Raw genomic sequence first — 25,870 nt, forward strand, 5'->3', positions numbered from 1 at the left:
ATTATGCAACGCAACAAAAGTGAAGGGAGAAGAAAAGATGCCATCTTTCGATATTGTTTCCGAAGTTGATATCCAGGAAGTTCGCAACGGCGTTGAGAACGCAACCCGCGAAGTTGAGTCACGTTTCGATTTTCGTGGCGTTGAGGCGTCGTTTGAGTTGAACGATGCAAATAAGACCATCAAGGTGTTGAGCGAGTCTGATTTCCAGGTAAATCAGCTGCTCGACATTCTGCGCGCTAAGCTGTTAAAGCGCGGCATCGAAGGGACGTCTCTGGATGTACCGGAAGAGTTTGTGCACAGCGGTAAGAACTGGTTTGTTGAAGCTAAGCTGAAGCAGGGCATCGAGAGCGCGGTGCAGAAGAAGATTGTGAAGCTCATCAAAGACAGCAAGCTGAAGGTGCAGGCGCAGATCCAGGGCGAAGAGATTCGCGTCACCGGGAAATCCCGTGATGACCTCCAGTCGGTGATGGCGCTGGTGCGCGGCGGCGATCTGGGGCAGCCGTTCCAGTTTAAAAACTTCCGCGATTAATATAAAAAGCCCGGTTTAACCGGGCTTTTTTTCACGCTTTGAGCGCCTGCTCAACTTCGAAGCGGTTGGTCATTTTACTGTCTATTTTGACGTAAGCGCTGCGCTCTTCGGGGACAATCAGCACTTCTGTCACGCCTTCTTTTGCTTCCAGACGCTGTTTCAGCGCATCGCCAATCTCAACGTCATTCGGGATTTCCACGCGCAGGCTGCTCACGTAGCGCGGCTCTTTCATGGTGCTGGCGACCAGCAGCCAGACTGTCGCCAACAGCGCACCGGCGAGAAACACGGTTTGTGAATCAAACAGGCCGTCCACCCAGCCGCCAAGCGAGCCGCCGATTGCCACGCCGAGAAACTGGCTGGTGGAATAAATGCCCATTGCCGTGCCTTTGTAACCGGCGGGGGACTCTTTGCTGATAAGCGACGGGAGCAACGCTTCCATCAGGTTAAAGGCCAGGAAGAACAGCTGCACGCCGGCAATCAGCTCCCAGAAGTGCGGGCCGGCACCCCAGAGCACGATCTCAGCAATCAGCAGGACCGCTACGCAGCCCACGAAGACGCGCTTCATTTTGCGCTTCACTTCGGCGTAGATGATGAACGGCACGACGGAGACAAACGAAATCAGCATCGTAACCAGATAGATTTTCCAGTGCTCAGCAGCCGGAAAACCCGCTGCGGCAAGCTGGCCGGGCAGGGCAACAAAGGTCGACATCAGCAGGATGTGCAAACACATAATGCCAAAATTCAGCTTCAGCAGGCGCGGCTCGACAATCACTTTGCTGAAGCAGCCTTTTACCATCCCCGACTCACGGTTGAGGACGTGGTTTTTGCTGTCCGGAACCACCCACAGGGTTAAGGCAATACCGATGGTCGCCAGCACGGCAATCATCCAGAACAGCGCGTGCAGACCCAATGTGTGCGTAATAATGGGGCCCAGCACCATCGCAATCGCAAACGTCACGCCAAAGCTCACGCCGATGAACGCCATCGCTTTAGTGCGGTTCTGCTCGCGGGTTAAGTCTGACAGCAGCGCCATCACCGCAGCGGCAATCGCGCCGGAACCCTGCAGGGCGCGGCCGAGAATAATTCCCCAGATGGAGTGGGAGAGGGCGGCAATGACGCTCCCGAGCACAAAGACCAGCAGCCCACCGACGATCAGCGGCTTTCGGCCCACCCGGTCAGAGAGCAGGCCAAACGGGATCTGGAACACCGCCTGCGCCAGACCATAAATGCCAATGGCGAGGCCAATTAGCGCCTCGCTGGCCCCCTGCAGCGCCATACCGTACGTGGTCAGAACAGGCAGGACCATAAACATGCCAAGCATCCGTAGCGAGAAGACAGTCCCTAAGCCCCAGGTCGCGCGAAGCTCGCCTGGCGTCATTTTATAATCGTTCATTACCACCTCAGTTCAAAAGCAGGCCATAGTGTAGTGCGGGGAAGGGGCGGGGTAAATAAAGGGTTATTTAACAAATATTACATGCGTTATTAATAAATTCCGTGAATAAAAAAGGGTGCCGAAGCACCCCTTTATTCACCTGTTGTGGCTTACCAGACGTAAGTCAGCAGGTTATGTGAATCTGGCACCATGAAATCGACAGACATCATCACGGACAGCGAGGTGATGGCCACAATCGAGAACACAAACAGTTTGCGCGCCCAGACTTTGTCATCTTCCACTTTGTAACCGCGCAGCGCCATACCGAGCCACCAGACGCTCACCGCAGCCGCTACCGCCAGATATTTATATCCAGCGTAACCACCCAGAGAGAGCATCAGCGTTGCCACGGCAAAGGCGATGATGTACAGCGTGATGTGGTTCTTGGCAACCGAAATGCCTTTCACGACCGGCAGAACCGGGATGTTCGCTGCCTGATAATCCTTAAAGCGGAAAATCGCGATGGCATAAGAGTGCGGCATCTGCCACAGGCTAAAGATAGCCAGCAGGATCAGAGCACCGCTGTCGAACTCGTTCGTGACCGCGCAGTAGCCAATCACCGGCGGCGCAGCGCCGGAGAGAGAACCAATCAGCGTGCCGTAGACGGAGTGGCGTTTCATATACAGGCTGTAGACGCCCACATACACCACGAACCCCATCACCCCCAGCCAGCAGGCCAGCGGGTTAGCACCAAACCACAGCAGCATAAAGCCAGCAATACCCAGCAAGGTGGCGTACACCAGCGAGACGGAAGGGGCGATCAGGCCTTTCACCAGCACCCGATTTTTGGTCCTTTCCATCTTCTTGTCGATATCCATGTCGATGTAGTTGTTAAATACACAACCGGACGCAACAACCAGTGACACACCGACCAGCGTGTAGATAAAGAGGGTGTAATCAATGCTGCCCTTAGAGGCCAGCAGGAACCCTCCGATCACGGAGATCAGGTTGCCAAAGATGATGCCTGGTTTCGTTACTTGCAGGTATTGCTTAAACATACTCGCCGCTCTTAGTGAACCATCATGTTGTAGTTGAGGTTCCACATAATCCAGATGGAACCGACTACCAGGATAGCGATGATAATCACGGTAAAGATAAAGGCGGTCATATTCCAGCCTTCATCGGACTTGGTGTTCATGTGCAGGAAGCAAACCAGATGCACCAGAATCTGAATCACCGCGGTCACCAGGATTGCACCCAGAATAACCGGCTTAGACGCAGAACCGCTCATCACCATCCAGAACGGGATCACCGTCAGGATGATCGACAGGATGAAACCTGTCATGTAGGTTTTTACGCTACCGTGGGAAGCGCCATGATCGTTTGAATGACTCATTACATCGCCCCCATCAGATATACAACAGAGAACACACAGATCCACACCACGTCCAGGAAGTGCCAGAACAGGCTCAGGCACATGATACGGGTACGGTTAGTGCTGGTCAGGCCGCGACGGGATACCTGGAACATCAGTACCGCCATCCAGATCAGACCAGAGGTGACGTGCAGACCGTGGGTACCTACCAGCGCGAAGAACGCGGACAGGAAGCCACTGCGATCCGGACCGAAACCTTCCAGAATCAGGTGATGGAATTCATAGATTTCCATCCCGATAAATCCAGCACCAAACAACCAGGTCAACGCCAGCCAGGACACAACCTGGCTCTTGTTGTTTTTGTACATGGCGATAGCCGCCATGCCGTAGGTGATGGAGCTGAATAACAGCAGTGCGGTTTCAACCAGAACGAACGGCAGTTCAAAGATATCCTTGCCAGCCGGGCCGCCCGCCGTGCCGTTCACCAGAACGGCATAGGTCGCGAACAGACAGCAGAACAGAATGCAGTCGCTCATCAGGTAGATCCAGAAACCGAAGACTTTGGTCGGTCCTGTATCGTGGTGCGCATGTTCATGCGCGTGGGCAGTTGAGTGCGCCAGAGTATCAGTTGCCATTTTTCAGCCCCGCTTTAGAAATCTCGTCGAAATGCTGATTTTCCAGCTTCTCAACTTCACGGACTGGTACGTAGTAGTCCACGTCCTCGTCAAAGCTCTTCACAATCCAGCTGATTACGATGCCGGCGAAGCCAACAATCGCCATCCACCAGATGTGCCAGATCATTGCGAAACCAAATACCGTTGCGAAGGCGGCAATCACGATGCCCGCACCGCTGTTTTTCGGCATGTGGATCTCTTCGTAATGAGCAGGTTGCTTGTACGCTTCACCTTTTTCTTTCATTTCCCAGAATGCGTCGCGTTCATGAACCTGCGGCACGATGGCAAAGTTATAGAAAGGCGGTGGAGAAGAGGTTGCCCACTCCAGCGTACGGCCACCCCATGGGTCACCGGTCAGGTCACGGTTCTGGTCGCGGTCGCGAATAGACACGTAGAACTGAATCAGCTGAGACGCGATACCACAGGCAATCAGCACGGCACCGCCCGCTGCAACCATCAGCATTGGGTGGAACTGCGGATCGATCTGCTGGCTCAGACGACGGGTCATACCCATGAAGCCCAGCACGTACAGCGGCATAAATGCTACGAAGAAGCCGATGATCCAGAACCAGAACGCGCGTTTACCCCATTTCTCGTTCAGCGTGAAGCCGAACGCTTTTGGCCACCAGTAGGTTACGCCAGCGAAGCAGCCGAAGACCACGCCACCGATGATAACGTTATGGAAGTGCGCAATCAGGAACAGACTGTTATGCAGAACGAAGTCAGCACCTGGTACCGCCAGCAGTACGCCGGTCATCCCACCTACGGAGAAGGTCACGATGAAGCCGATGGTCCACAGCATCGCTGAGTGGAACACGATACGGCCCTGGTACATGGTGAACAGCCAGTTGAAGATCTTCACCCCGGTAGGGATGGCGATAATCATAGTGGTGATACCGAAGAAGGCGTTTACGTTCGCGCCCGCACCCATGGTGAAGAAGTGGTGCAGCCAAACGATGAACGACAGAACGGTAATACACACGGTTGCCCACACCAGAGAGGTGTAACCAAACAGACGTTTACGCGAGAAGGTTGCTGCGATTTCGGAGAACACACCGAACACAGGCAGAACCAGAATGTACACTTCCGGGTGACCCCAGGCCCAAATCAGGTTGATGTACATCATCATGTTGCCACCCATATCATTCGTGAAGAAATGGGTGCCCAGGTAGCGGTCCAGGGTCAGCAGCGCAATGGTGACGGTCAGAATTGGGAAGGAGGCAATAATCAGGATGTTTGCGCACAGAGATGCCCAGGTAAATACCGGCATCTTGAACATGGTCATGCCAGGGGCACGCATCTTGATAATGGTCACGAAGAAGTTGATACCGGTCAGGGTAGTACCGACACCGGAGAGCTGAAGCGCCCAAATCCAGTAGTCGACGCCAACGCCCGGACTGTACTCAATTCCTGACAGCGGCGGGTAAGCCAGCCAGCCGGTCTGCGCGAATTCGCCCACACCCAGTGACAGGTTAACCAGAATAACGCCGACAACCGTGAACCAGAAGCTCAGGTTGTTCAGGAACGGGAACGCCACGTCGCGCGCGCCGATTTGCAGCGGAACGACAACGTTCATCAGACCGATAACCAGCGGCATCGCCACGAAGAAGATCATGATAACGCCGTGAGCGGTAAAGATCTGATCGTAGTGGTGCGGCGGCAGGAAGCCGGCTTCACCCGCAGAAGCGAGTGCCTGCTGGCTACGCATCATGATCGCATCCGCAAAGCCACGAATTAACATGACGATACCGACGATGCAGTACATGATACCGAGTTTTTTGTGGTCAACCGAAGTCAGCCACTCGTTCCACAGGTAGCTCCACTTACCGAAGTAAGTGATCAGGGCCAGTAAGGCCGCGCCACCAATGATAATTGCAGCCACCGTAACCACGATAATCGGTTCATGGTAGGGCACTGCATCCAGTGTCAATTTTCCGAACATTTTCTTCCTCGGCCCCTTAGTGAGCGGTTTCCGCGTGGCTCATGTCCATGCCTTCCATACCTTCATGCGCGCTGTGCTCGCCTTCAGGCTGGGTCATGTCCATGCTCTTGCCGTGATCCATAAATTTGCCAATAACGTCTTTGAACAAATCTGGTTTCACATTAGAGAAGTACTCCACCTTGTTGTATTCGCTAGGTGCAGCCACTTTTTCGAACGCCGCCATGTCAGACATGGTGTTTGGAGACTGCTTCGCTTTTTCAACCCACTGGTCGAAAGCGGCACGGTCCGGCGTCGCAATAGCTTTGAACTTCATACCTGAGAAGCCCGGGCCGCTATAGCTGGCGGAGATACCATCATAGGTGCCTGCTTCATTCGCGATCAGGTGCAGATTGGTCTGCATACCGGCCATCGCGTAAATCTGGCTACCCAGACGTGGGATGAAGAAGGAGTTCATTACGGAGTTGGAGGTCACTTTGAACTGAACCGGAGTGTTCGCCGGGAAGGCGATTTCATTCACGGTAGCAATACCCTGCTCTGGATAGATGAAGAACCATTTCCAGTCCATGGAGACCACTTCAATGGTAATAGGTTTCTCATCGTGAACCAGCGGTTTGCTTGGCTCAAGTGCGTGAGTGGTTTTCCAGGTCAGTACGGCAAGGAACAGGATGATCAGAATAGGTACCGTCCAGACCACAGCTTCCACTTTATTGGAGTGTGACCAGTTAGGGCTATACTTCGCATCTTTATTGCTCGCACGATACTTCCAGGCGAAACCAACAGCCATCAAAATGGCAGGAATAACCACAATCAACATCAGGCCAAAAGCCGTCAATATCAGTGAACGTTGTTCCAGTCCAATCTGTCCTTTGGGGTCTAGTAGTGCAGAATCGCAGCCACTGAGTAATACAGTGCCCGCGAATAATGACAACCATCCCAAACTTTTATTGTATTTCCCGAGTCTCATTTAACGACCTCAATTCCACGGAGTCTGGTGGCGTTTAAAGTGTGCGGGCATTTTACGGGAAGGTTACATTACTGTAAACATCATTAGGCCTGTGTCAGGAAGGTGTTACCGGGTTCTGCCGCACGTGTCACAAGTGTTGCAAATTATGTCGGTTCTTATGACCGAAGCCGCATGGCATGGGCTTTATAACGAAAGGACCCCCAAGCATACCCTAAAAGGGGCAATTGGTATAACCATTGTTGAAAATAAACAAAAAATTAACAATTAATTATCAATAAAAAGACATCTAAAAAACGAAAAATCAAACTCTCGCATGCTGAATCGTTTAATGAAAAATAGCGTTTTGGAATGGGAGCCAATAATTTCCAAATCCTATCCCGCACAAAACAACAAATATTTTTTTTGCGGTTGATGGCTATTTCGCCGTTATAATTTCGGTTAGTGATTACAACGGGAAATAACCTTTCGCATTTTTCTTCAGGTCATCTGCGTTTTACGCAAGGCCATGAAATCGAGCAGGCCCCCGGTCAGGATCCCGGCGATAGCCAGCAGGGCGCCTGCGTCCAGCAGAAGGGCTTCGAAGGGGAGTGCCAGTGACGTGCTGGCATTAATAATGAGCACCACCAGCCACAGTGCCAGAGCAAGGCAGCCCACCATTAACAGACGTAACGCAAAACGGTAGGCGCGGTGATATTCGGTGCGCGGCATAAAGTGTTCTGTCCGCTGGGTATATTCCAGCGTCTGGCGACACACCAGCAACAATAAAATCCCCGGCACGGCAGCCACGACCGAAAAGAGATAAAATGTTGGCCAACCGTGGGCTTCCACGAACCAGCCGGCAATCGGGCCAACGTATACGCGGCCTACGGCAGAGAGCGCCGAGAGCAGAGCGAACTGCGTGGCGGAAAATGACTTGTTGCACAGGGTCATCAGCAGGGCGACAAACGCCGCTGTGCCCATACCGCCGCAGAGGTTTTCGAAGAACACCGCCGCGGCCATGCTGATCGTATGTTTATCGGTAATCGACAGCAGCCAGTAGCCTGCGTTAGAGGCGCCCTGAAGGATGCCGAAAATCAGCAGCGCGCGGAACAGCGTCAGGCGCTGCATCAGCACGCCACCGTATAATGCCCCGACAATGGTCGCAAACAGCCCCAGCGTTTTATTCACCACACCCACTTCGCCGGCGTCAAAACCGACACCGCGGATCAGGAAGGTGGTGGTCAGGCTCATGGCAAAGGCATCGCCCAGCTTATAAAGGACGATGAGCAACAGGATCAGCCAGGCGTTGTTGCGGCCAAAGAAGTCACGAAGCGGTTCGGCGACGGCCTGCTCCAGCGAGCGGGGAACCGGGATAACGTCACTCGGTTCGGGCGCCAATAAGGTCGCGATAATGCAGGGGATCAGCAGGGCGGCCATCAGCCAGTACATGCCCTGCCAGCCGAGGTAACGGTCGGCAAGCCACAGCGCCAGCCCACCTGAGACCAGCATCCCGAGGCGATAGCCCAGCACGCTGATTGCCGCACCGGCGCCACGCTCTTCCGCAGGTAACACGTCCGTCTTCCAGGCATCGAACACGATATCCTGAGAGGCGGAACAGAAGGCTATCACCACCGCAAGCGCCGCCATCCAGCGAAGCTGCGTGGTAGGTTCAAGAAAGCCCATCGCCGCAATGGCCAGCAGCAGCAGGATCTGCGTCATCACCAGCCAGCCGCGACGACGCCCGAGGAAAGGCGGCGTGTAGCGATCCATGACTGGAGACCACAGGAACTTGAAGACATAGGCCTGACCCACAAGCGAGAAGAAGCCAATGGTTTTCAGATCGATGTTCTCGACCGTCATCCATGCCTGAAGCGTGCCGGAAGTGAGTGCGAGGGGTAAACCCGAGGCAAAGCCGAGGATCAGCAGAATCGCTGATTTCGGTTGCTGGAAAATGCGTAAGTAATGGCTGGACATGTTCTTATAAAACTGACCCGGTGATACACCGGGTCAGCGAGCGGGATTAACGCGCGTTCTGCTTGATGAAGTCGTGAATGCTGGTGTCCTGCGCCATATCGGCGATGGTATCGGTCAGCACGCTATTAACGGCGTTAGCAATGTTCTGGTTGGAGGCCTGGAACGCCCCTTCAACAGAGTAGCTGGCGCGGTAGTTTTTGGTCATCTTGTTGCCATTCTTCGCGGTGGCAATGATGGCGATATCCGCTTTGGTCGCGATGTTGTAGCGCACGTTGCCCTGAGACACGTCAGCATACAGGTTGTTCACGATGATCTGCAGATCAACCGCGCCGCTTGGGCCAATCATGTAGCCGCGAGCGGTCATCTGTTTCTCCAGCACTTCCTGGAGCAGGAAGCGCAGGTCGCGGGACGCGGTGAGGGTAACCTGCTGGTTATCGCGGGTCACTTTTGCCAGCGCCTGATCCTGACGCTGATCGGCGCCGTTGATGCTCACGGTGACGCCCATCAGGCTTGGGTCCTGCTGAGGCAGGGTGATTTTTGGTGAGACATCAATAGTGGTAGGCGGGGTAGCGCAGCCTGCCAGCATAAAAAGGGCTACCAACGGAAAGAAGAGTTTTTTTAACATTTTCGGGTTCTCAACGAATCGTAAGCATATAAAGAGAAAAATTGCCGCCATCATAACATCGCCAACGGCGAGGGGAAGTGGTCAACGCATGTAAATTCATCGCCTTGTCCGAAAACTGACCAGTTCACCGTTTTTCCCAATCCGTGTATGACAAAACGTATGAGTCTCACAGTGAACTTCATTCGTTTGAATGAGAAAATCAGACGAAAGCTAAATATTTGTTGTCAAGGTGTAATGGAAACGGTAAAAGCGGCTAACATTTAAAGGGATGGGTGACATCCTGGCGTTGTCGGAGGAGTAATTTCATGATGATACGTGAGCATATAGAAGATAAATTAAGGGCGGCGTTCAACCCTGTGTTCCTCGAAGTCGTCGACGAAAGCTATCGTCATAACGTGCCGGCAGGTTCTGAAAGCCACTTCAAAGTGGTTCTGGTTAGCGATCGCTTCACGGGAGAACGTTTCCTGAATCGGCATCGCTTGATCTACAGCACCTTGACGGAAGAACTCTCCACGACCGTACATGCGCTGGCACTGCATACCTACACCATTAAGGAATGGGAAGGCTTGCAGGATACGGTTTTTGCATCACCGCCCTGTCGCGGAGCAGGCACAATCGCCTGATAAATCGGATTTGCAACGGCTGGAGCTTTTCCAGTATGTTGCTTACAGATTTCCTCAAAACGGCCTCCGGGCCGTTTTGTTTTGTCTGAGTTTTGAGCGGATGGTGCGATTTTAAGGCTAAAAATAGCCTTAAAGTGTGAAAAAAGCCGCAGCAACATGCCCCAACCGTTCTCGACTCACCTAAGTGATGCCGCTATAATGCCGCGTCTTATTGAATGTCTTCGGGATGATTCTGGCGACAGGGAATGTGAATCTGCACTAAGAGAGCATCCCGGTATAACAGACAGATTCAGAGTTGACCGAGCACTGTGATTTTTTTGAGGTAACAAGATGCAAGTTTCAGTTGAAACCACTCAAGGCCTTGGCCGCCGTGTAACGATTACTATCGCTGCTGACAGCATCGAAACTGCTGTGAAAAGCGAGCTGGTCAACGTAGCAAAAAAAGTACGTATTGACGGCTTCCGCAAGGGCAAAGTACCAATGAATGTTGTTGCTCAGCGTTATGGCGCTTCCGTGCGTCAGGATGTGCTGGGTGAACTGATGAGCCGTAACTTTATTGATGCGATCATCAAAGAAAAAATCAATCCGGCCGGCGCGCCGAACTACGTTCCAGGCGAATACAAACTGGGCGAAGACTTCACCTACTCCGTAGAGTTCGAAGTGTACCCGGAAGTTGAGCTGAAAGGTCTGGAATCTATCGAAGTTGAAAAACCAGTTGTTTCCGTGACTGACGAAGACGTTGACGGCATGCTGGATACCCTGCGCAAGCAGCAGGCGAACTGGAAAGAGAAAGAAGGCGCTGTTGATGCTGAAGACCGTGTCACCATCGACTTCACCGGTTCTGTAGACGGCGAAGAGTTCGAAGGCGGTAAAGCGTCTGACTTCGTACTGGCAATGGGCCAGGGTCGTATGATCCCAGGCTTCGAAGACGGTATCAAAGGCCACAAGGCTGGCGAAGAGTTCACTATCGACGTGACCTTCCCGGAAGAATACCACGCTGAAAACCTGAAAGGGAAAGCAGCGAAGTTCGCTATCAACCTGAAGAAAGTTGAAGAGCGCGAACTGCCAGAACTGACTGAAGAATTCATCAAGCGTTTCGGCGTGGAAGATGGTTCCGTAGCGGGTCTGCGCACCGAAGTGCGTAAGAACATGGAACGCGAACTGAACGGCGCGGTGCGTAACCGTGTGAAATCTCAGGCGATCGAAGGTCTGGTGAAAGCCAACGACATCGACGTTCCAGCTGCCCTGATCGACAGCGAAATCGACGTTCTGCGCCGTCAGGCTGCACAGCGTTTCGGTGGCAACCAGCAGCAAGCGATGGAACTGCCACGCGAGCTGTTCGAAGAGCAAGCGAAACGCCGCGTAGTTGTTGGCCTGCTGCTGGGTGAAGTGATTCGTACCCACGAGCTGAAAGCTGACGAAGAGCGTGTGAAAGGCCTGATCGAAGAGATGGCTTCTGCATACGAAGATCCATCAGAAGTGATCGAGTTCTACGGTAAGAACAAAGAGCTGATGGACAACATGCGCAACGTCGCCCTGGAAGAGCAGGCTGTTGAAGCGGTACTGGCGAAAGCGAAAGTGTCCGAAAAAGCGACCTCTTTCAACGAACTGATGAACCAGCAGGCGTAATTTCGCCCCAACGGTTTAAAGTTTGAACAAAAACCCGTTGCCTTTTGGTGACGGGTTTTTTTTATCACACCAATAGCCCAGGAAGAGTGCTAAAACGCCCTTTCAGTGTTAGCGTAACAACAAAAGGTTGTTATGCTTGAAATAGGGCACTGTGAACCCCATAAGTACGTAATCACGATGAATGAGACTGGCTGATAATCCGTCCATAAGGTTACAATCAGTACAGCAGGTGTTTTCAATTTAGATCCAGGAGACGGAAATGTCATACAGTGGCGAACGAGATAACTTTGCACCCCATATGGCTCTGGTGCCAATGGTTATTGAACAGACCTCACGTGGTGAGCGATCTTTTGATATCTATTCCCGTCTGCTCAAGGAACGCGTTATCTTTCTGACCGGCCAGGTGGAAGACCACATGGCTAACCTGATCGTGGCGCAGATGCTGTTTCTGGAAGCGGAAAACCCGGAAAAAGACATTTACCTGTACATCAACTCCCCGGGGGGCGTGATTACAGCGGGGATGTCCATTTATGACACCATGCAATTCATCAAGCCAGATGTCAGCACTATCTGTATGGGTCAGGCTGCATCTATGGGCGCGTTCCTGTTAACAGCAGGGGCGAAAGGTAAGCGTTTCTGCTTGCCAAATTCCCGCGTGATGATTCACCAGCCGCTGGGCGGTTACCAGGGGCAGGCGACGGATATCGAAATCCACGCCCGCGAAATTCTGAAAGTAAAAGCGCGCATGAATGAACTTATGGCGCAGCATACGGGTCAACCACTCGAGCAGATCGAGCGCGATACCGAGCGCGATCGCTTCCTCTCTGCACCAGAGGCAGTTGAGTACGGCTTAGTCGACTCCGTGTTGACCCATCGTAATTGATGCCCGCGACGCGAGTGTGCCGCTATACTAAGGTAGGGCGGCACGCTGCTTATTGCAGCTTGCGTCTTAGATTGGCATTTGCGTCGTCATGTGCGGCACAAAGAACTTAAAAAGAGGTTTGGACTCATGACAGATAAACGCAAAGATGGTTCGGGCAAACTGCTGTACTGCTCTTTTTGCGGCAAAAGCCAGCATGAAGTGCGTAAACTGATTGCCGGGCCGTCCGTGTATATCTGCGACGAATGTGTCGATTTATGTAACGACATCATTCGCGAAGAGATTAAAGAAGTCGCACCGCACCGTGAGCGCAGCGCGCTGCCAACGCCGCATGAAATTCGTCATCACCTTGACGACTACGTCATCGGACAGGAGCAGGCCAAGAAAGTGCTGGCGGTAGCGGTCTATAACCACTACAAACGTCTGCGTAACGGCGACACCAGCAATGGCGTAGAACTGGGTAAAAGTAACATTCTGCTGATCGGCCCAACCGGTTCCGGTAAAACGCTGCTGGCTGAAACCCTGGCGCGTCTGCTTGATGTTCCGTTCACCATGGCGGATGCCACCACCCTGACCGAGGCCGGTTATGTGGGTGAGGATGTTGAAAACATCATCCAGAAACTGCTGCAGAAATGCGATTACGACGTACAGAAAGCCCAGCGCGGGATTGTTTACATCGATGAGATCGACAAGATCTCCCGTAAATCCGACAACCCGTCCATTACCCGTGACGTATCGGGTGAAGGCGTACAGCAGGCACTGCTGAAGCTGATCGAAGGTACGGTTGCCGCTGTTCCGCCACAGGGTGGTCGTAAACATCCTCAGCAGGAGTTCCTGCAGGTTGATACCTCTAAGATCCTGTTCATCTGTGGCGGTGCGTTTGCTGGTCTGGATAAAGTCATCTCCCACCGTGTTGAAACCGGCTCCGGCATTGGTTTTGGCGCAACGGTGAAATCGACGTCCGAAAAACCAAACGAAGGTGAACTGCTGTCTCAGGTTGAACCAGAAGATCTGATCAAATTCGGTCTGATCCCTGAATTCATCGGCCGTCTGCCGGTTGTGGCAACGCTGAATGAGCTGAGTGAGGACGCGCTGATCCAGATCCTGAAAGAGCCAAAAAATGCGCTGACCAAGCAGTATCAGGCGCTGTTCAATCTGGAAGGCGTTGACCTGGAATTCCGCGACGAAGCGCTGGATGCCATTGCCAAGAAAGCGATGATCCGTAAAACCGGTGCCCGTGGCCTGCGTTCTATCGTTGAAGCGGCACTGCTCGACACCATGTACGATCTGCCATCGATGGAAGACGTGGAGAAAGTGGTGATTGACGAGTCCGTCATCAGCGGTCAAACCAAGCCGCTGCTGATTTACGGCAAACCGGAAGCACAGCAGGCATCTGGCGAATAATTCACCAAATCATACAAGCAGTTAATCAAAAAGGGGGGATTTTATCTCCCCTTTACTTTTTCCGTATTCATAGCGTTGAATGTGTGGCAAACATCCCCATATACTGGATACATGTTAATGGTTATGTGAAGCACAGTGACATGACCAGCTTACCTGGCGGACACTAACTAAGAGAGAGCTCTATGAATCCTGAGCGTTCTGAACGCATTGAAATCCCCGTATTGCCGTTGCGCGATGTGGTGGTTTATCCGCACATGGTCATACCCTTATTTGTAGGGCGGGAAAAATCTATCCGTTGCCTCGAAGCCGCTATGGATCATGATAAAAAAATCATGCTGGTGGCGCAGAAAGAAGCATCAACGGATGAGCCGGGTGTAAACGATCTTTTCACCGTCGGGACCGTGGCCTCTATTTTGCAGATGCTGAAGCTGCCTGACGGCACCGTGAAGGTGCTGGTAGAAGGGCTGCAGCGTGCGCGTATTACCACTCTGTCAGACGATGGCGAGCACTTCTCTGCGAAGGCAGAGTACCTTGATTCGCCTGAGCTTGATGAGCGCGAGCAGGAAGTGCTGGTGCGCACCGCGATTAGCCAGTTTGAAGGCTATATCAAGCTGAACAAGAAAATCCCACCAGAAGTGCTGACGTCGCTGAACAGCATCGACGATCCTGCACGTCTGGCGGACACCATCGCTGCCCATATGCCGCTGAAGCTGGCTGACAAACAGTCCGTGCTGGAAATGTCCGACGTTAACGAACGTCTGGAATACCTGATGGCGATGATGGAGTCTGAAATCGATCTGCTGCAGGTTGAGAAGCGCATTCGCAACCGCGTGAAAAAGCAGATGGAGAAATCTCAGCGTGAGTACTATCTGAATGAGCAAATGAAGGCCATTCAGAAAGAGCTGGGCGAGATGGACGACGCGCCGGACGAAAACGAAGCGCTGAAGCGTAAGATCGACGCGGCGAAGATGCCGAAAGAGGCGAAAGAGAAAGCCGAAGCAGAACTGCAGAAGCTGAAAATGATGTCTCCAATGTCGGCTGAAGCGACCGTTGTACGCGGCTATATTGAGTGGATGGTGCAGGTTCCGTGGAACGCCCGCAGCAAGGTCAAAAAAGACCTGCGTCAGGCGCAGGAAATCCTGGATACCGACCACTACGGCCTGGAACGCGTGAAAGACCGCATTCTTGAGTACCTCGCGGTACAGAGCCGTGTAAACAAAATCAAAGGTCCAATTCTGTGCCTGGTCGGACCGCCGGGGGTGGGTAAAACCTCTCTGGGTCAGTCCATCGCCAAAGCGACCGGACGTAAGTATATCCGTATGGCGCTGGGTGGCGTACGCGATGAGGCGGAAATCCGCGGTCACCGCCGTACCTACATCGGTTCTATGCCGGGTAAACTGATCCAGAAGATGGCGAAAGTGGGGGTTAAAAACCCGCTGTTCCTGCTCGATGAGATCGATAAGATGTCGTCGGACATGCGTGGCGACCCTGCGTCTGCACTGCTGGAAGTGCTTGATCCAGAACAGAACGTGGCGTTCAGCGATCACTACCTGGAAGTGGACTACGACCTGAGCGATGTGATGTTCGTGGCGACCTCCAACTCCATGAACATTCCGGCCCCGCTGCTGGACCGTATGGAAGTGATCCGTCTCTCCGGTTATACCGAAGATGAGAAGCTGAACATTGCTAAGCAGCACCTGCTGCCGAAACAGATCGAGCGTAACGCGCTGAAAGCCAACGAGCTGACCGTCGAGGACACCGCGATTATCGGCATCATTCGCTACTACACCCGTGAAGCGGGCGTGCGTAGCCTTGAGCGTGAAATCTCTAAACTGTGTCGTAAAGCGGTGAAACAGCTGCTGCTGGATAAGAGCCTGAAACACATTGTGATTAACGGCGACAATCTGCATGCGTACCTGGGCGTCCAGCGCTTCGACTACGGTCGCGCGGACAACGAAAACCGCGTTGGTCAGGTGACTGGCCTGGCATGGACGGAAGTGGGTGGCGATCTGCTGACCATCGAAACCGCCTGTGTGCCAGGTAAAGGTAAACTGACCTACACCGGCTCGCTGGGTGAAGTAATGCAGGAGTCCATCCAGGCGGCGTTGACCGTGGTGCGTGCGCGTGCGGAGAAACTGGGTATCAACCCTGATTTCTACGAAAAACGCGACATCCACGTGCACGTACCTGAAGGGGCGACGCCGAAAGATGGTCCAAGCGCGGGTATTGCCATGTGTACCGCTCTGGTTTCCTGTCTGACAGGGAACCCGGTGCGTGCTGATGTTGCAATGACCGGTGAAATCACGCTGCGTGGTCAGGTTCTGCCGATTGGTGGTTTAAAAGAAAAACTGCTGGCGGCGCACCGCGGTGGGATCAAAACCGTATTGATCCCTTACGAAAATAAACGCGATCTGGAAGAGATTCCGGACAACGTGATTGCCGATCTGCAGATTCATCCTGTGAAGCGAATTGAGGAGGTTCTCAGTCTCGCACTGCAGAATGAACCCTCCGGAATGCAGGTTGTAACCGCAAAATAGTGACCTCGCGCAAAGAGCGTCAATAAAAACAAGGCTGGTAAGTCATTTCGCACTTGCCAGCCTTTTTTTGTATAGCTAATTTAGATTGCTGATTAGGTCAGCCATCAACAACGGGTGTTGTAAGGTCATGGCAGGCCTGATATAACTGCTGCGCGGTCGCGTTGTGAAGGATTCAGGCGCGATATAAATTATAAAGAGAGGAAGAGAACAGTGAATAAATCTCAACTGATTGACAAAATTGCTGCTGGTGCTGATATTTCTAAAGCTGCAGCTGGACGTGCCTTAGATGCATTAATTGCTTCTGTTACTGAATCTCTGCAGGCTGGGGACGACGTTGCACTGGTAGGCTTCGGTACTTTTGCTGTTAAAGAGCGTGCTGCCCGTACTGGCCGCAACCCTCAGACCGGTAAAGAGATCACCATTGCTGCTGCTAAAGTGCCGGGTTTCCGTGCAGGTAAAGCGCTGAAAGACGCAGTAAACTGATTGCTTTCCCGTTTCAGGGAAGCCGGAAAGTACAAGGGCGCATCATTTGATGTGCCTTTTTTGTTTGTCCAGACCTGATTTGTGCGAGTTTATGCGAGTTGTGGGCTGACAATCGCCCCGTTTTCTTGTCACAATACACCTTCACGCGCGACGGGCAGGATTTTCCGTCAGCGTCAGGTAACCAGTCACCTACAGCGGAGTGTTGTTACACCATGATGGACAGCTTACGCACGGCTGCTAACAGTCTCGTGCTCAAGATTATTTTCGGTATCATTATCGTGTCGTTCATATTGACCGGCGTGAGCAGTTACCTTATTGGCGGTGGCGCAAACTATGCCGCAAAAGTGAATGGCCAGGAGATCAGCCGTGGTCAGTTCGAGAATGCTTTTGCCGGTGAACGTAACCGTATGCAGCAACAGCTGGGCGACCAATTCTCTGAACTGGCGGCGAACGAAGGGTACATGAAGACCCTGCGCCAACAGACACTGAACCGTCTTATCGACGAAGCGCTTCTGGATCAGTATGCCAAAAAACTGGGCCTTGGCATCAGCGATGAGCAGGTGAAAAAAGCCATCTTCTCCACCCAGGCTTTCCAGTCTAACGGTAAATTCGACAACGCGCGTTATAACAGCATCGTCAACCAGATGGGGATGACGGCAGATCAGTACGCGCAGGCTCTGCGTAATCAACTGACCACCCAGCAGCTCATCAATGCCGTTGTGGGCACCGATTTCATGCTCAAAGGTGAAACGGACGAACTGGCCGCGCTGGTGGCGCAGCAGCGCGTTGTACGCGAAGCGACTATTGATGTGAACGCCCTGGCGGCGAAACAGCAGGTGAGCGACGCTGACGTTAACGCTTACTACGAGCAGAACAAGAATTCCTTTGTTTCTCCAGAGCAGTTCCGTGTGAGCTACATCAAGCTGGATGCTGCCGCGCTGCAGGAAACCGCGTCTGATGCGGAAATCCAGTCTTACTACGACCAGCATCAGGATCAGTTCACTCAGCCGCAGCGTAACCGCTACAGCGTGATTCAGACGAAGACCGAGGCTGATGCCAAAGCGGTACTGGAAGAGCTGAATAAAGGCGCTGATTTCGCGACCGTTGCGAAAGCGAAATCCACCGACATTATCTCTGCGAAAAACGGCGGTGATATGGGATGGCTGGAAGACGCGACCACACCGGATGAGCTGAAAAATGCCGGTCTGAAAGATAAAGGTCAACTTTCTGGCGTCATCAAGTCTTCCGTTGGTTTCCTGGTCGTGCGTCTGGACGACATCACCGCGGCGAAAACCAAGCCTCTGGCTGAGGTTCGCGACGATATCGCGGCGAAAGTGAAACAGGAAAAAGCGCTGGATGCCTACTACGCGCTGCAGCAGAAGGTGAGCGATGCTGCCAGCAACGACAACGAATCTCTGGCGGGTGCTGAGCAGGCGGCGGGTGTGAAGGCGGTTGAGACGGGCTGGTTTGGTCGTGACAACCTGCCGGAAGAGCTGAACTTTAAACCGGTTTCCGATGCCATCTTCAATGGTGGTCTGGTGGGTGAGAACGGCACGCCGGGCAGTAACTCTGACATCATTACCGTCGACGGCGATCGTGCGTTTGTGTTGCGCGTCAGCGAGCACAAGCCAGAAGCGGTCAAACCGCTGGCGGACGTGAAGGATCAGGTCGTCGCCCAGGTTAAGCACAACAAAGCGGAACAGCAGGCGAAGCTGGATGCTGAAAAGATTCTGTCTGATTTGAAAGCGGGTAAAGAAGACGCGCTGAAAGCGGCTGGCCTGAGCTTCGGTGAAGCGAAAACGCTGAGCCGTACCGGTCAGGACCCAATCAGCCAGGCCGCGTTTGCTCTGACTCTGCCTGCGAAGGATAAGTCAAGCTTCGGTACCACCACCGATGCGCAGGGTAACGTCGTTCTGCTGGCGCTGGATGAAGTGAAAGCCGGCACCCTGCCAGACGCGCAGAAGAAAGCGATGGTTCAGGGGATTACCCAGAACAATGCTCAGATTGCCTTCGAAGCCATGATGAGCAACCTGCGTAAAGAAGCCAAAATCAAGCTGGGTGATGTGATGACTCAGCAGCAGTAATTACGTGTCTGCTCGCAGATTTTCGTAACGCTCTGCAATAACTAAAGGCCGCTTTCGCGGCCTTTTCCATTTCTGCAATCTGCTGTTTGTGCCGGGTTTATCTGGCGGCTATCGTGACGTGGCTGTCAACAAACAAGGAGATAACAGCATGAAATGTGGAATCAAAGCACTGTTAATTACGCTGGCTATTGCCACCACCGGGATGAGCGCGGGCGCGCTGGCGGCGACGCCTGCCGCCAAACCACAGGCTACGCAGAGCAAGTCCGACGCAGCCGCGCCGGTGCAAGGACAAACCAAAGCGACTGACGCCGGTAAAAATGCGGATGATGACGGTACGCGGGTGAGTATCAATTCGGCCTCGGCGGAAGATCTGGCCCGCGTGATGAATGGCGTCGGATTGAAAAAAGCGCAGGCCATCGTCAGCTACCGCGAAGAGTATGGTCCTTTCAAAACGGTCGACGATCTCAAACAGGTTCCGGGCATGGGGGGCGCACTGGTTGAGCGCAACCTCTCACACCTGACGCTGTAATTACGCAATTTCTTGCACTGCGGCAAAATTTTGCCAGGATAAAGAGGTCATACCAGTTATGACCTCTCATCCTACAATAACAGTAAAGGCAATTGCGCTATGCAGACTAAAATCAAAGTACGCGGTTTTCATCTCGACGTTTACCAGCATGTGAACAACGCTCGCTATCTTGAGTTTCTTGAAGAAGCGCGCTGGGACGGGCTGGAAAATAGCGAAAGTTTTCAGTGGCTGACCGCGCACAACATCGCGTTTGTGGTCGTCAATATCAATATCAACTACCGGCGTCCGGCCGTGCTGGGCGATGTGCTCACGGTGACCAGCCAGGTGCAGCAGATCAACGGCAAAAGCGGGGTGCTAAGCCAGGTGGTGACGCTCGATCCTGAAGGGCAGGTGGTGGCTGATGCGCTGATTACTTTTGTCTGTATCGATCTGAAAACGCAGAAAGCGCTGCCGCTGGAAGGGGAACTGCGGGAAAAGCTGGAGTTGATGATCGCGTAGGAATTTGTCTTTTATAAAAGACAAAAGGGTTTTTCAGGGATAGAATAATGGACAGGGACTACGTTGTTGAACGTTACCGGACCCGTGACGGAAAAGTGCCGTTTGAAGAGTGGGTAGCCAGAATGAATCGAAAGGATCCGGATATGGTTTTCCGGATCCTTATGCGGATTAACCGTGCGATAAAACGTAATTTTGGCGATTACAGGTATCTCAGGGAAGGTGTTTGGGAGATGCGAGTCGACAGTGGCCCCGGCTACAGAATCTATTTTTTCAGTAGAGAATCGGCAGGTTTTATTGTTACTGATCGGTGGTGACAAAAAGAGCCAAAAAGCAGATATCCAACTGGCAGTAGATTACTGGAAAGATCATCAAACAAAAGGACATTCCAATGAGTGCCGCTGAACGAAAATATTCGAGCTCCGTTAACCACCATGATGCTGTTGTGAAAATGCTGCGAGAGAATCCTTCCTACGCTCAGCGTTATCTGCAAACGGCCCTGGAAGAGATCTATGAAGACCAGGGGATCCCTGCTTATCTCATTGCACTCCGTCAGGTCATCGAAGCGCGAGGCGGTATCGGAGAAATTTCTACCAAAGCAGGTCTGTCCCGCCAGCAGCTATACCGAACCTTATCAGACAACGGCAACCCAACGCTGACAACGCTGATGAAAGTCACCCGTGCTGCCGGTGTGAAACTGTTCGACAGCACGGTCAAATAGCCCTATTTAAGCCCGGTCTTTTTCTGCATCGCGGCCAACACGCCGACTTTATCGGCAAGATAGTGGTTCAGCCCGTTAGCGCGAAGATTACAGGCCGCGCACTGGCCGCAACCGTCGCCTTTGATACCGTTATAGCAGGTGAGCGTTTCGCTGCGAACGAGGTCCAGCTTGCCCCAGTAGTCCGCCAGCGCCCAGGTTTCTGCTTTATCCAGCCACATCAGCGGGGTTTCAAAGCGCGTCTCTTTCGCCATCCCCAGATTGACGGCGTGGTTTAACGCTTTCACGAACTCATCACGACAGTCCGGGTAGCCGGAGAAGTCGGTCTCGCACACGCCCGTGATCACCGATTCGGCTTTTACCTGGTAGGCGTAGATCGCCGTCAGGGTCAGGAAGAGGATATTACGACCCGGAACGAAGGTATTCGGAATGCCGCTGGCATCGGGTTCGTAGTCCGGGACGGGAATACTGTCCCGGGTGAGGCTGCTTACGGCCAGTTCATTTAACAGCGTAACGTCCAGCACCTTGTGCGCGCGTGCGCCCAGTTTCAGGGCAAGTTCACGGGCAACATCGATTTCAGCGCGATGACGCTGACCATAATCGAAAGTCACACAGTGAACTTCATCGTACTGATGAAGAGCCTGAACCAGGCAGGTAGTAGAGTCTTGTCCTCCGCTGAACACGACGACGGCACGTTTCATAAATCATCTCGACTGTTACGGTAAAAACGTTATGTTACCGTCAGACCACGACGGCGACCAGCTTCTTCACGATTTAGGGGCGGGCAGCCAGGCTTCGGTAAAGTCAAACCAGCCGCGGGTATTGAGGCGTATGCCGTTAACTCCCGGCGGGGCGCTGATCTGGTATTGATAATTGAACAGTGGGGTGATCACCGCCTTTTCCATGAGCCGGGAAAAAATGGCCCTGAGCCCGGCATGTCTGGCCTGATCGTCGGCCTGGGTCTGTACCGCATCCAGGGTGGCCTGCAGATGAGCATATTGCGGTGCGCTAAGCACATGTGGCCATAGGGCATCACAGCGCAGCCACTGTTCAAGCGTATATTCCGGCGCTTCGCCAATCAGCCTGTCACCCATCATGAGGTCCGCGTCCGCCAGTTGCTGGCATCCGTCCCAGGTTTTTGCGTCGTGAAAGATAACCGTTAGCTCGCAGCCCTGCTGCGCAAGATACTGTTTTAGCTGACGCGCCATCGTGTGTAACTCAACCGGTAAATGGTAAATCAGGGTTAACTTAGTCGGCAGAGAGACATGAGATAAATCCGACCACTGAGGGATTGCCCATCCTGGCAGTAACTCCTCTGTTGGGGTAATCAGCCCTTCGTTGAGCGGAAGCGTGTGCAGAAGCGATGAGAGATGAATGATGTTAATGAGCCGTCGTGCCTGCATTTCACTCAGACGCGGGCTTTGCTTCAGGGTGAGATAACAAAAGCCCAGACTGGTGCTGTTCGTCACCAGGCGCAGACTCTCCAGCTCATCCGGCTCGCCAATGGCGATCTGCACCGGATGGCGACAGCTGGTACCCAGCCCATAGTCAAACAGCGACGGTGTGATCCAGTATTCGATAGCCTTAAGCAGCGGGTGGCTGAGATGGTACTGTTCGTGGCTTTCCAGACGAACCAGATCCGGCTCATACACGCTGAGTCTGAAGGGGCCGCAGCCCGTCAGGGGCTGTTCGGGATGTGCAAGCCGACTACAGTAGGTGGCCAGGCGGTGTGCCAGCCAGTAATCCGGCTGGTGCAGTGTGAACGTCAGACACTGGGGATGGGTGACGTCAATGCGCAGGACGCTCTGGAACAGTTTACGCAGGGCGGGTAAGGCAAAAAGCGCATTCAGGCTTTGCTGAAGCTGTCCGGTTTCGACCTTATCGCCGTTATGCCAGTGCAGAGTGGAACGAATATAGAAATGCCAGCGCAAACCGTCCGTCGACACCTCCCAGTGATGAGCGAGATCGCCCGTGGGTTCACTGCTGTTGCCGTGAAATCGCGTCAGTCCGGAGAATACCTGTCCCGCAAGATGCTGCTCCGCCCGACCGGGTAAAAAACCCGGCTGAAGCGGATCCAGTGAGCGGTAATAGGGGATGCGCAGCGTTGGCGTGTCGTTTTGCCACTGCCCGCCTAAAAACGGATGCAGCAATGATCGTAATTCTGCGGGTGCAAGCTGGGCCAGTTCCAGCGCGTTATGCTGCTGCCCGCTCTTCAGCGCCTCCTCCATCATCGCATTGCGCAGTGACTCCGGCGTGACATGGAACGTAAGCTCACCCCGCTTACCGCGGCCAGACTGCGCTCGCCAGCTCAGCCAGCCCGCCTCCTGGGCCTGACGCAGCAGCGTTCGGACATGCCGCTCGCTACAAAAACAGCGGGCGGCCAGCTCGCTGATGGTGACCTGTTGCGTTGCACCCAGGGAAGGCTGCCACAGGCGGTGATACTGGTTGAGTCGATTGAGCTGGCGCATAAGAAACCCGGAACAATAATTATCATCTATTCACTATTACTTCCGTATATCTCACACGATACTGATGCACAAGTTAACCGCATCACATTTTGGGAGTAATCATGGCTCGGCTCGCTGCATTTGATATGGACGGTACGCTGTTAATGCCGGATCACCGTTTAGGGGAAAAAACCCTGAACACGCTGAAGCGCCTGCACGAGCGTAATGTCACCCTGACGTTTGCCACCGGGCGTCATGTGCTGGAAATGCGCCACCTGCTGGGGGCGTTTTCCCTCGACGCCTTTCTGATCACCGGCAACGGGACGCGAATTCACTCCGTAGAAGGCGACGTGCTGCATCGACAGGATCTCAACCCTGAAGTGGCGGACATCGTGCTGCACAGCACCTGGGACACGCAGGCCAGCATCCACGTCTTTAACGATCGGGGCTGGTTTACCGGAAGCGACATCCCGGAATTATTGCACGCGCATGTTTACAGCGGCTTTAAATACCAGCTTATCGATCTGCGTCGGATCCCCGCCCATGCGGTAACTAAGATCTGCTTCTGCGGCGATCACGACGATCTGTGCCGCTTACGGATTCAACTGAATGAGGCGCTGGGCGACCGGGCGCACCTGACCTTCTCGGCGGTGGATTGCCTGGAAGTGCTGCCGGTGGGCTGTAACAAAGGTTCCGCTCTGGCGGTTCTGAGCGACCACCTGGGCTTAACGCTGCAGGAGTGTATGGCGTTTGGTGACGCCATGAACGACCGCGAAATGCTGGGCAGCGTAGGTCGCGGTCTGATCATGGGGAATGCGATGGCGCAGCTGAAAGCAGAACTTCCTCATCTGCCGGTTATTGGTCACTGCCGTAATGAAGCGGTGTCCCATTTTTTGACGCATTGGCTGGACAACAACAACCTCCCATATTCCCCCGAATAGTGAGACCCTTCCAGCAAGCCAGACTTCGGTCTGGCTTTTTTTTATTTCACAAGCTGCGCAATCTGCGCTTTCCACGGCGTGATGTCGCCAATGTTGGCCTGCACCCACTCCGCGTTGTAGTAGGTTTCAAGATAACGCTCGCCGCTGTCACACAGCAGCGTGACGATGGAACCGGTTCGACCCTCTTCGCGCATACGTGCGGCAAGCTGCAGTGCGCCCCACATATTTGTGCCCGTGGAGGCGCCCACCTTGCGGCCCAGCTGCGTTTCCAGCCAGTGCGCCGTTGCCACGCTGGCGGCATCCGGCACGCGCATCATCTCGTCCACCACGTCGGGGATGAAAGAAGGCTCCACGCGCGGGCGGCCAATCCCTTCAATTTTACTCCCCACCGGGCTGCGCAGGCCGGCATCGCGATTTTGCCAGTAGTCGAGGAACACGGAGTTCTGCGGGTCAACCACCATCAGCTGGGTATCGTAGCCCTGACAGCGGATGTAGCGACCGATCGTGGCTGAGGTGCCGCCGGTACCGGCGCTCATGACAATATACGACGGAACCGGATGCGGTTCGTGGGTCATCTGGCGGAAGATACTGTCGGCAATGTTGTTATTGCCGCGCCAGTCCGTTGCGCGCTCGGCGAAGGTGAACTGGTCCATATAGTGACCGTTCAGCTCACGGGCCAGCATTTCGGAGGCGGCGTAGATTTCGCAGGCGCTTCCCACAAAGTGGCAGCGACCGCCGTAAAATTCGATCTGCTCGATTTTGCGTTTTGCGGTGCATGACGGCATCACCGCGATAAACGGCAGGCCCAGCAGGCGGGCAAAATAGGCTTCGGACACCGCCGTTGAACCGGATGAGGATTCTATGATGGTGGTGCCTTCTTTGATCCAGCCGTTACACAAACCGTATAAAAACAGCGAGCGCGCCAGGCGATGCTTCAGGCTACCGGTAGGATGGGTGCTTTCGTCTTTCAGATAGAGCTGAATGCCGTCAAATCCCGGCAGGGAAAGGCGAATCAGGTGTGTATCCGCCGAGCGCTGATAGTCGGCATTGATTTCGCTGATCGCATGTTTAACCCAGGTGCTATTCATCGTCGTTATCCGTTTGTCATTTTGTGCCTAGCATAGCGAAAAGCACAGAAAAAATTGTTGCTATCTGGCCTTTAAAATAGAATGAAGGGAGAAAAATTTTCTCTGTGAGGTGGGTATGCTAGATAAAATTGACCGCAAGCTCCTTTCATTGCTGCAAAATGACTGTACCCTCTCTTTGCAGGCGCTGGCAGATGCCGTTAATCTGACCACCACCCCGTGCTGGAAGCGTCTTAAGAAGCTGGAAGATGACGGCATTCTTCTGGGGCGCGTCGCGTTATTAGATCCCGAAAAGCTGGGGCTTGGGCTGACGGCATTTGTGTTGATTAAAACCCAGCATCACAGCAGCGAGTGGTATTGCCGCTTCGTCACTCAGGTGTCTGAGATGCCCGAGGTGCTCGGTTTCTGGCGCATGGCCGGCGAGTACGATTACCTGATGCGCGTCCAGGTGGCCGACATGAAGCGCTATGATGATTTCTACAAGCGGCTGGTGAACAGCGTACCCGGTTTGTCGGACGTCACCTCAAGTTTCGCCATGGAACAGATTAAATACACCACAGCATTACCTATTGAATAACTTC

24 protein-coding genes are annotated in these 25,870 nt (G+C 53.5%); 13 read left to right on the forward strand and 11 right to left on the reverse strand.

The genetic code is table 11. The annotated features are described in order from the left end of the window. Positions 1-37: 37 nt before the first annotated feature. Entirely contained in the window at positions 38-529 is a 492-nt protein-coding gene (locus AC0TNG_RS12415; protein ID WP_023334701.1) for a YajQ family cyclic di-GMP-binding protein, read from the forward strand. Positions 530-560: 31 nt separating this feature from the next. On the opposite strand, the gene AC0TNG_RS12420 is transcribed toward AC0TNG_RS12415, so the two are convergent. The 8 genes from AC0TNG_RS12420 to AC0TNG_RS12455 all read right to left on the reverse strand — a co-directional run bounded on the left by AC0TNG_RS12420 (position 561) and on the right by AC0TNG_RS12455 (position 9,434). Continuing rightward, positions 561-1,922, reverse strand: coding sequence for an MFS transporter (locus tag AC0TNG_RS12420; protein ID WP_090418034.1), 1,362 nt, complete (start codon positions 1,920-1,922; stop codon positions 561-563). Positions 1,923-2,071: 149 nt separating this feature from the next. Beyond that, on the reverse strand, positions 2,072-2,959 hold the full coding sequence (cyoE, locus tag AC0TNG_RS12425) for a heme o synthase (protein WP_013095848.1): 888 nt from the start codon (positions 2,957-2,959) through the stop codon (positions 2,072-2,074). An 11-nt stretch (positions 2,960-2,970) separates the two neighbouring features. Further along, the gene (locus AC0TNG_RS12430) at positions 2,971-3,297 is read right to left on the reverse strand and encodes a cytochrome o ubiquinol oxidase subunit IV (RefSeq protein WP_006176899.1); all 327 of its coding nucleotides are present in this window, start codon (positions 3,295-3,297) and stop codon (positions 2,971-2,973) included. Then, positions 3,297-3,911, reverse strand: coding sequence for a cytochrome o ubiquinol oxidase subunit III (locus tag AC0TNG_RS12435; RefSeq protein WP_023334703.1), 615 nt, complete (start codon positions 3,909-3,911; stop codon positions 3,297-3,299). The genes AC0TNG_RS12430 and AC0TNG_RS12435 overlap by 1 nt, the downstream gene beginning before the upstream one ends. Next, entirely contained in the window at positions 3,901-5,892 is a 1,992-nt protein-coding gene (gene cyoB / locus AC0TNG_RS12440) for a cytochrome o ubiquinol oxidase subunit I (protein WP_014168864.1), read from the reverse strand. Before cyoB ends, AC0TNG_RS12435 begins: the two co-directional genes overlap by 11 nt. Before the next feature lie 16 nt (positions 5,893-5,908). Continuing rightward, positions 5,909-6,856, reverse strand: coding sequence for a cytochrome o ubiquinol oxidase subunit II (gene cyoA, locus AC0TNG_RS12445; protein ID WP_014882770.1), 948 nt, complete (start codon positions 6,854-6,856; stop codon positions 5,909-5,911). A gap of 477 nt (positions 6,857-7,333) precedes the next feature. After that, positions 7,334-8,809, reverse strand: coding sequence for a muropeptide MFS transporter AmpG (ampG, locus tag AC0TNG_RS12450; RefSeq protein WP_032646163.1), 1,476 nt, complete (start codon positions 8,807-8,809; stop codon positions 7,334-7,336). A gap of 46 nt (positions 8,810-8,855) precedes the next feature. Next, on the reverse strand, positions 8,856-9,434 hold the full coding sequence (locus tag AC0TNG_RS12455; protein WP_023310568.1) for a lipoprotein: 579 nt from the start codon (positions 9,432-9,434) through the stop codon (positions 8,856-8,858). A 305-nt stretch (positions 9,435-9,739) separates the two neighbouring features. Here AC0TNG_RS12455 and bolA point away from each other — a divergent pair, with 305 nt between their 5' ends. From bolA to AC0TNG_RS12505, 10 genes are all read left to right on the forward strand, one after another. Further along, positions 9,740-10,057, forward strand: coding sequence for a transcriptional regulator BolA (bolA, locus tag AC0TNG_RS12460; protein WP_021241655.1), 318 nt, complete (start codon positions 9,740-9,742; stop codon positions 10,055-10,057). A 330-nt stretch (positions 10,058-10,387) separates the two neighbouring features. Further along, the gene (gene tig / locus AC0TNG_RS12465; RefSeq protein ID WP_024906818.1) at positions 10,388-11,686 is read left to right on the forward strand and encodes a trigger factor; all 1,299 of its coding nucleotides are present in this window, start codon (positions 10,388-10,390) and stop codon (positions 11,684-11,686) included. Positions 11,687-11,945: 259 nt separating this feature from the next. After that, the gene (clpP, locus tag AC0TNG_RS12470; RefSeq protein ID WP_010428105.1) at positions 11,946-12,569 is read left to right on the forward strand and encodes an ATP-dependent Clp endopeptidase proteolytic subunit ClpP; all 624 of its coding nucleotides are present in this window, start codon (positions 11,946-11,948) and stop codon (positions 12,567-12,569) included. Positions 12,570-12,695: 126 nt separating this feature from the next. Continuing rightward, complete coding sequence (clpX, locus tag AC0TNG_RS12475; protein WP_024906819.1) at positions 12,696-13,970, forward strand: ATP-dependent protease ATP-binding subunit ClpX; 1,275 nt, start codon at positions 12,696-12,698, stop codon at positions 13,968-13,970. A 182-nt stretch (positions 13,971-14,152) separates the two neighbouring features. Next, the gene (gene lon, locus AC0TNG_RS12480; RefSeq protein WP_267217146.1) at positions 14,153-16,507 is read left to right on the forward strand and encodes an endopeptidase La; all 2,355 of its coding nucleotides are present in this window, start codon (positions 14,153-14,155) and stop codon (positions 16,505-16,507) included. A gap of 210 nt (positions 16,508-16,717) precedes the next feature. Continuing rightward, complete coding sequence (gene hupB / locus AC0TNG_RS12485) at positions 16,718-16,990, forward strand: nucleoid-associated protein HU-beta (protein ID WP_002444653.1); 273 nt, start codon at positions 16,718-16,720, stop codon at positions 16,988-16,990. A 212-nt stretch (positions 16,991-17,202) separates the two neighbouring features. Continuing rightward, positions 17,203-19,074: a peptidylprolyl isomerase gene (gene ppiD / locus AC0TNG_RS12490; RefSeq protein WP_473713236.1), complete on the forward strand. Its 1,872-nt coding sequence runs from the start codon at positions 17,203-17,205 to the stop codon at positions 19,072-19,074. Between the two features lie 148 nt (positions 19,075-19,222). Then, positions 19,223-19,603, forward strand: coding sequence for a helix-hairpin-helix domain-containing protein (locus AC0TNG_RS12495; RefSeq protein ID WP_061715872.1), 381 nt, complete (start codon positions 19,223-19,225; stop codon positions 19,601-19,603). Between the two features lie 99 nt (positions 19,604-19,702). Beyond that, on the forward strand, positions 19,703-20,101 hold the full coding sequence (locus tag AC0TNG_RS12500) for a YbgC/FadM family acyl-CoA thioesterase (RefSeq protein ID WP_024906822.1): 399 nt from the start codon (positions 19,703-19,705) through the stop codon (positions 20,099-20,101). Positions 20,102-20,489: 388 nt separating this feature from the next. Next, entirely contained in the window at positions 20,490-20,819 is a 330-nt protein-coding gene (locus AC0TNG_RS12505) for an addiction module antidote protein (RefSeq protein WP_024906824.1), read from the forward strand. Positions 20,820-20,821: 2 nt separating this feature from the next. Here AC0TNG_RS12505 and queC read toward each other — a convergent pair whose 3' ends face one another. Both queC and AC0TNG_RS12515 read right to left on the reverse strand, forming a co-directional pair. Next, positions 20,822-21,517: a 7-cyano-7-deazaguanine synthase QueC gene (gene queC / locus AC0TNG_RS12510; RefSeq protein WP_473713237.1), complete on the reverse strand. Its 696-nt coding sequence runs from the start codon at positions 21,515-21,517 to the stop codon at positions 20,822-20,824. Positions 21,518-21,583: 66 nt separating this feature from the next. Beyond that, positions 21,584-23,284: an SgrR family transcriptional regulator gene (locus AC0TNG_RS12515; protein WP_024906826.1), complete on the reverse strand. Its 1,701-nt coding sequence runs from the start codon at positions 23,282-23,284 to the stop codon at positions 21,584-21,586. A gap of 101 nt (positions 23,285-23,385) precedes the next feature. Between AC0TNG_RS12515 and cof the strand changes: the two genes are divergently transcribed. Then, on the forward strand, positions 23,386-24,204 hold the full coding sequence (gene cof / locus AC0TNG_RS12520; RefSeq protein WP_024906827.1) for an HMP-PP phosphatase: 819 nt from the start codon (positions 23,386-23,388) through the stop codon (positions 24,202-24,204). A gap of 41 nt (positions 24,205-24,245) precedes the next feature. Here the strand turns inward: cof and AC0TNG_RS12525 are convergent, their stop codons facing one another. Further along, entirely contained in the window at positions 24,246-25,292 is a 1,047-nt protein-coding gene (locus tag AC0TNG_RS12525) for a PLP-dependent cysteine synthase family protein (protein ID WP_024906828.1), read from the reverse strand. Between the two features lie 115 nt (positions 25,293-25,407). Here AC0TNG_RS12525 and AC0TNG_RS12530 point away from each other — a divergent pair, with 115 nt between their 5' ends. Next, entirely contained in the window at positions 25,408-25,866 is a 459-nt protein-coding gene (locus AC0TNG_RS12530) for an Lrp/AsnC family transcriptional regulator (RefSeq protein WP_023310581.1), read from the forward strand. Positions 25,867-25,870: the final 4 nt, after the last annotated feature.

This window comes from Enterobacter sp. PL_is514 (assembly GCF_055816715.1).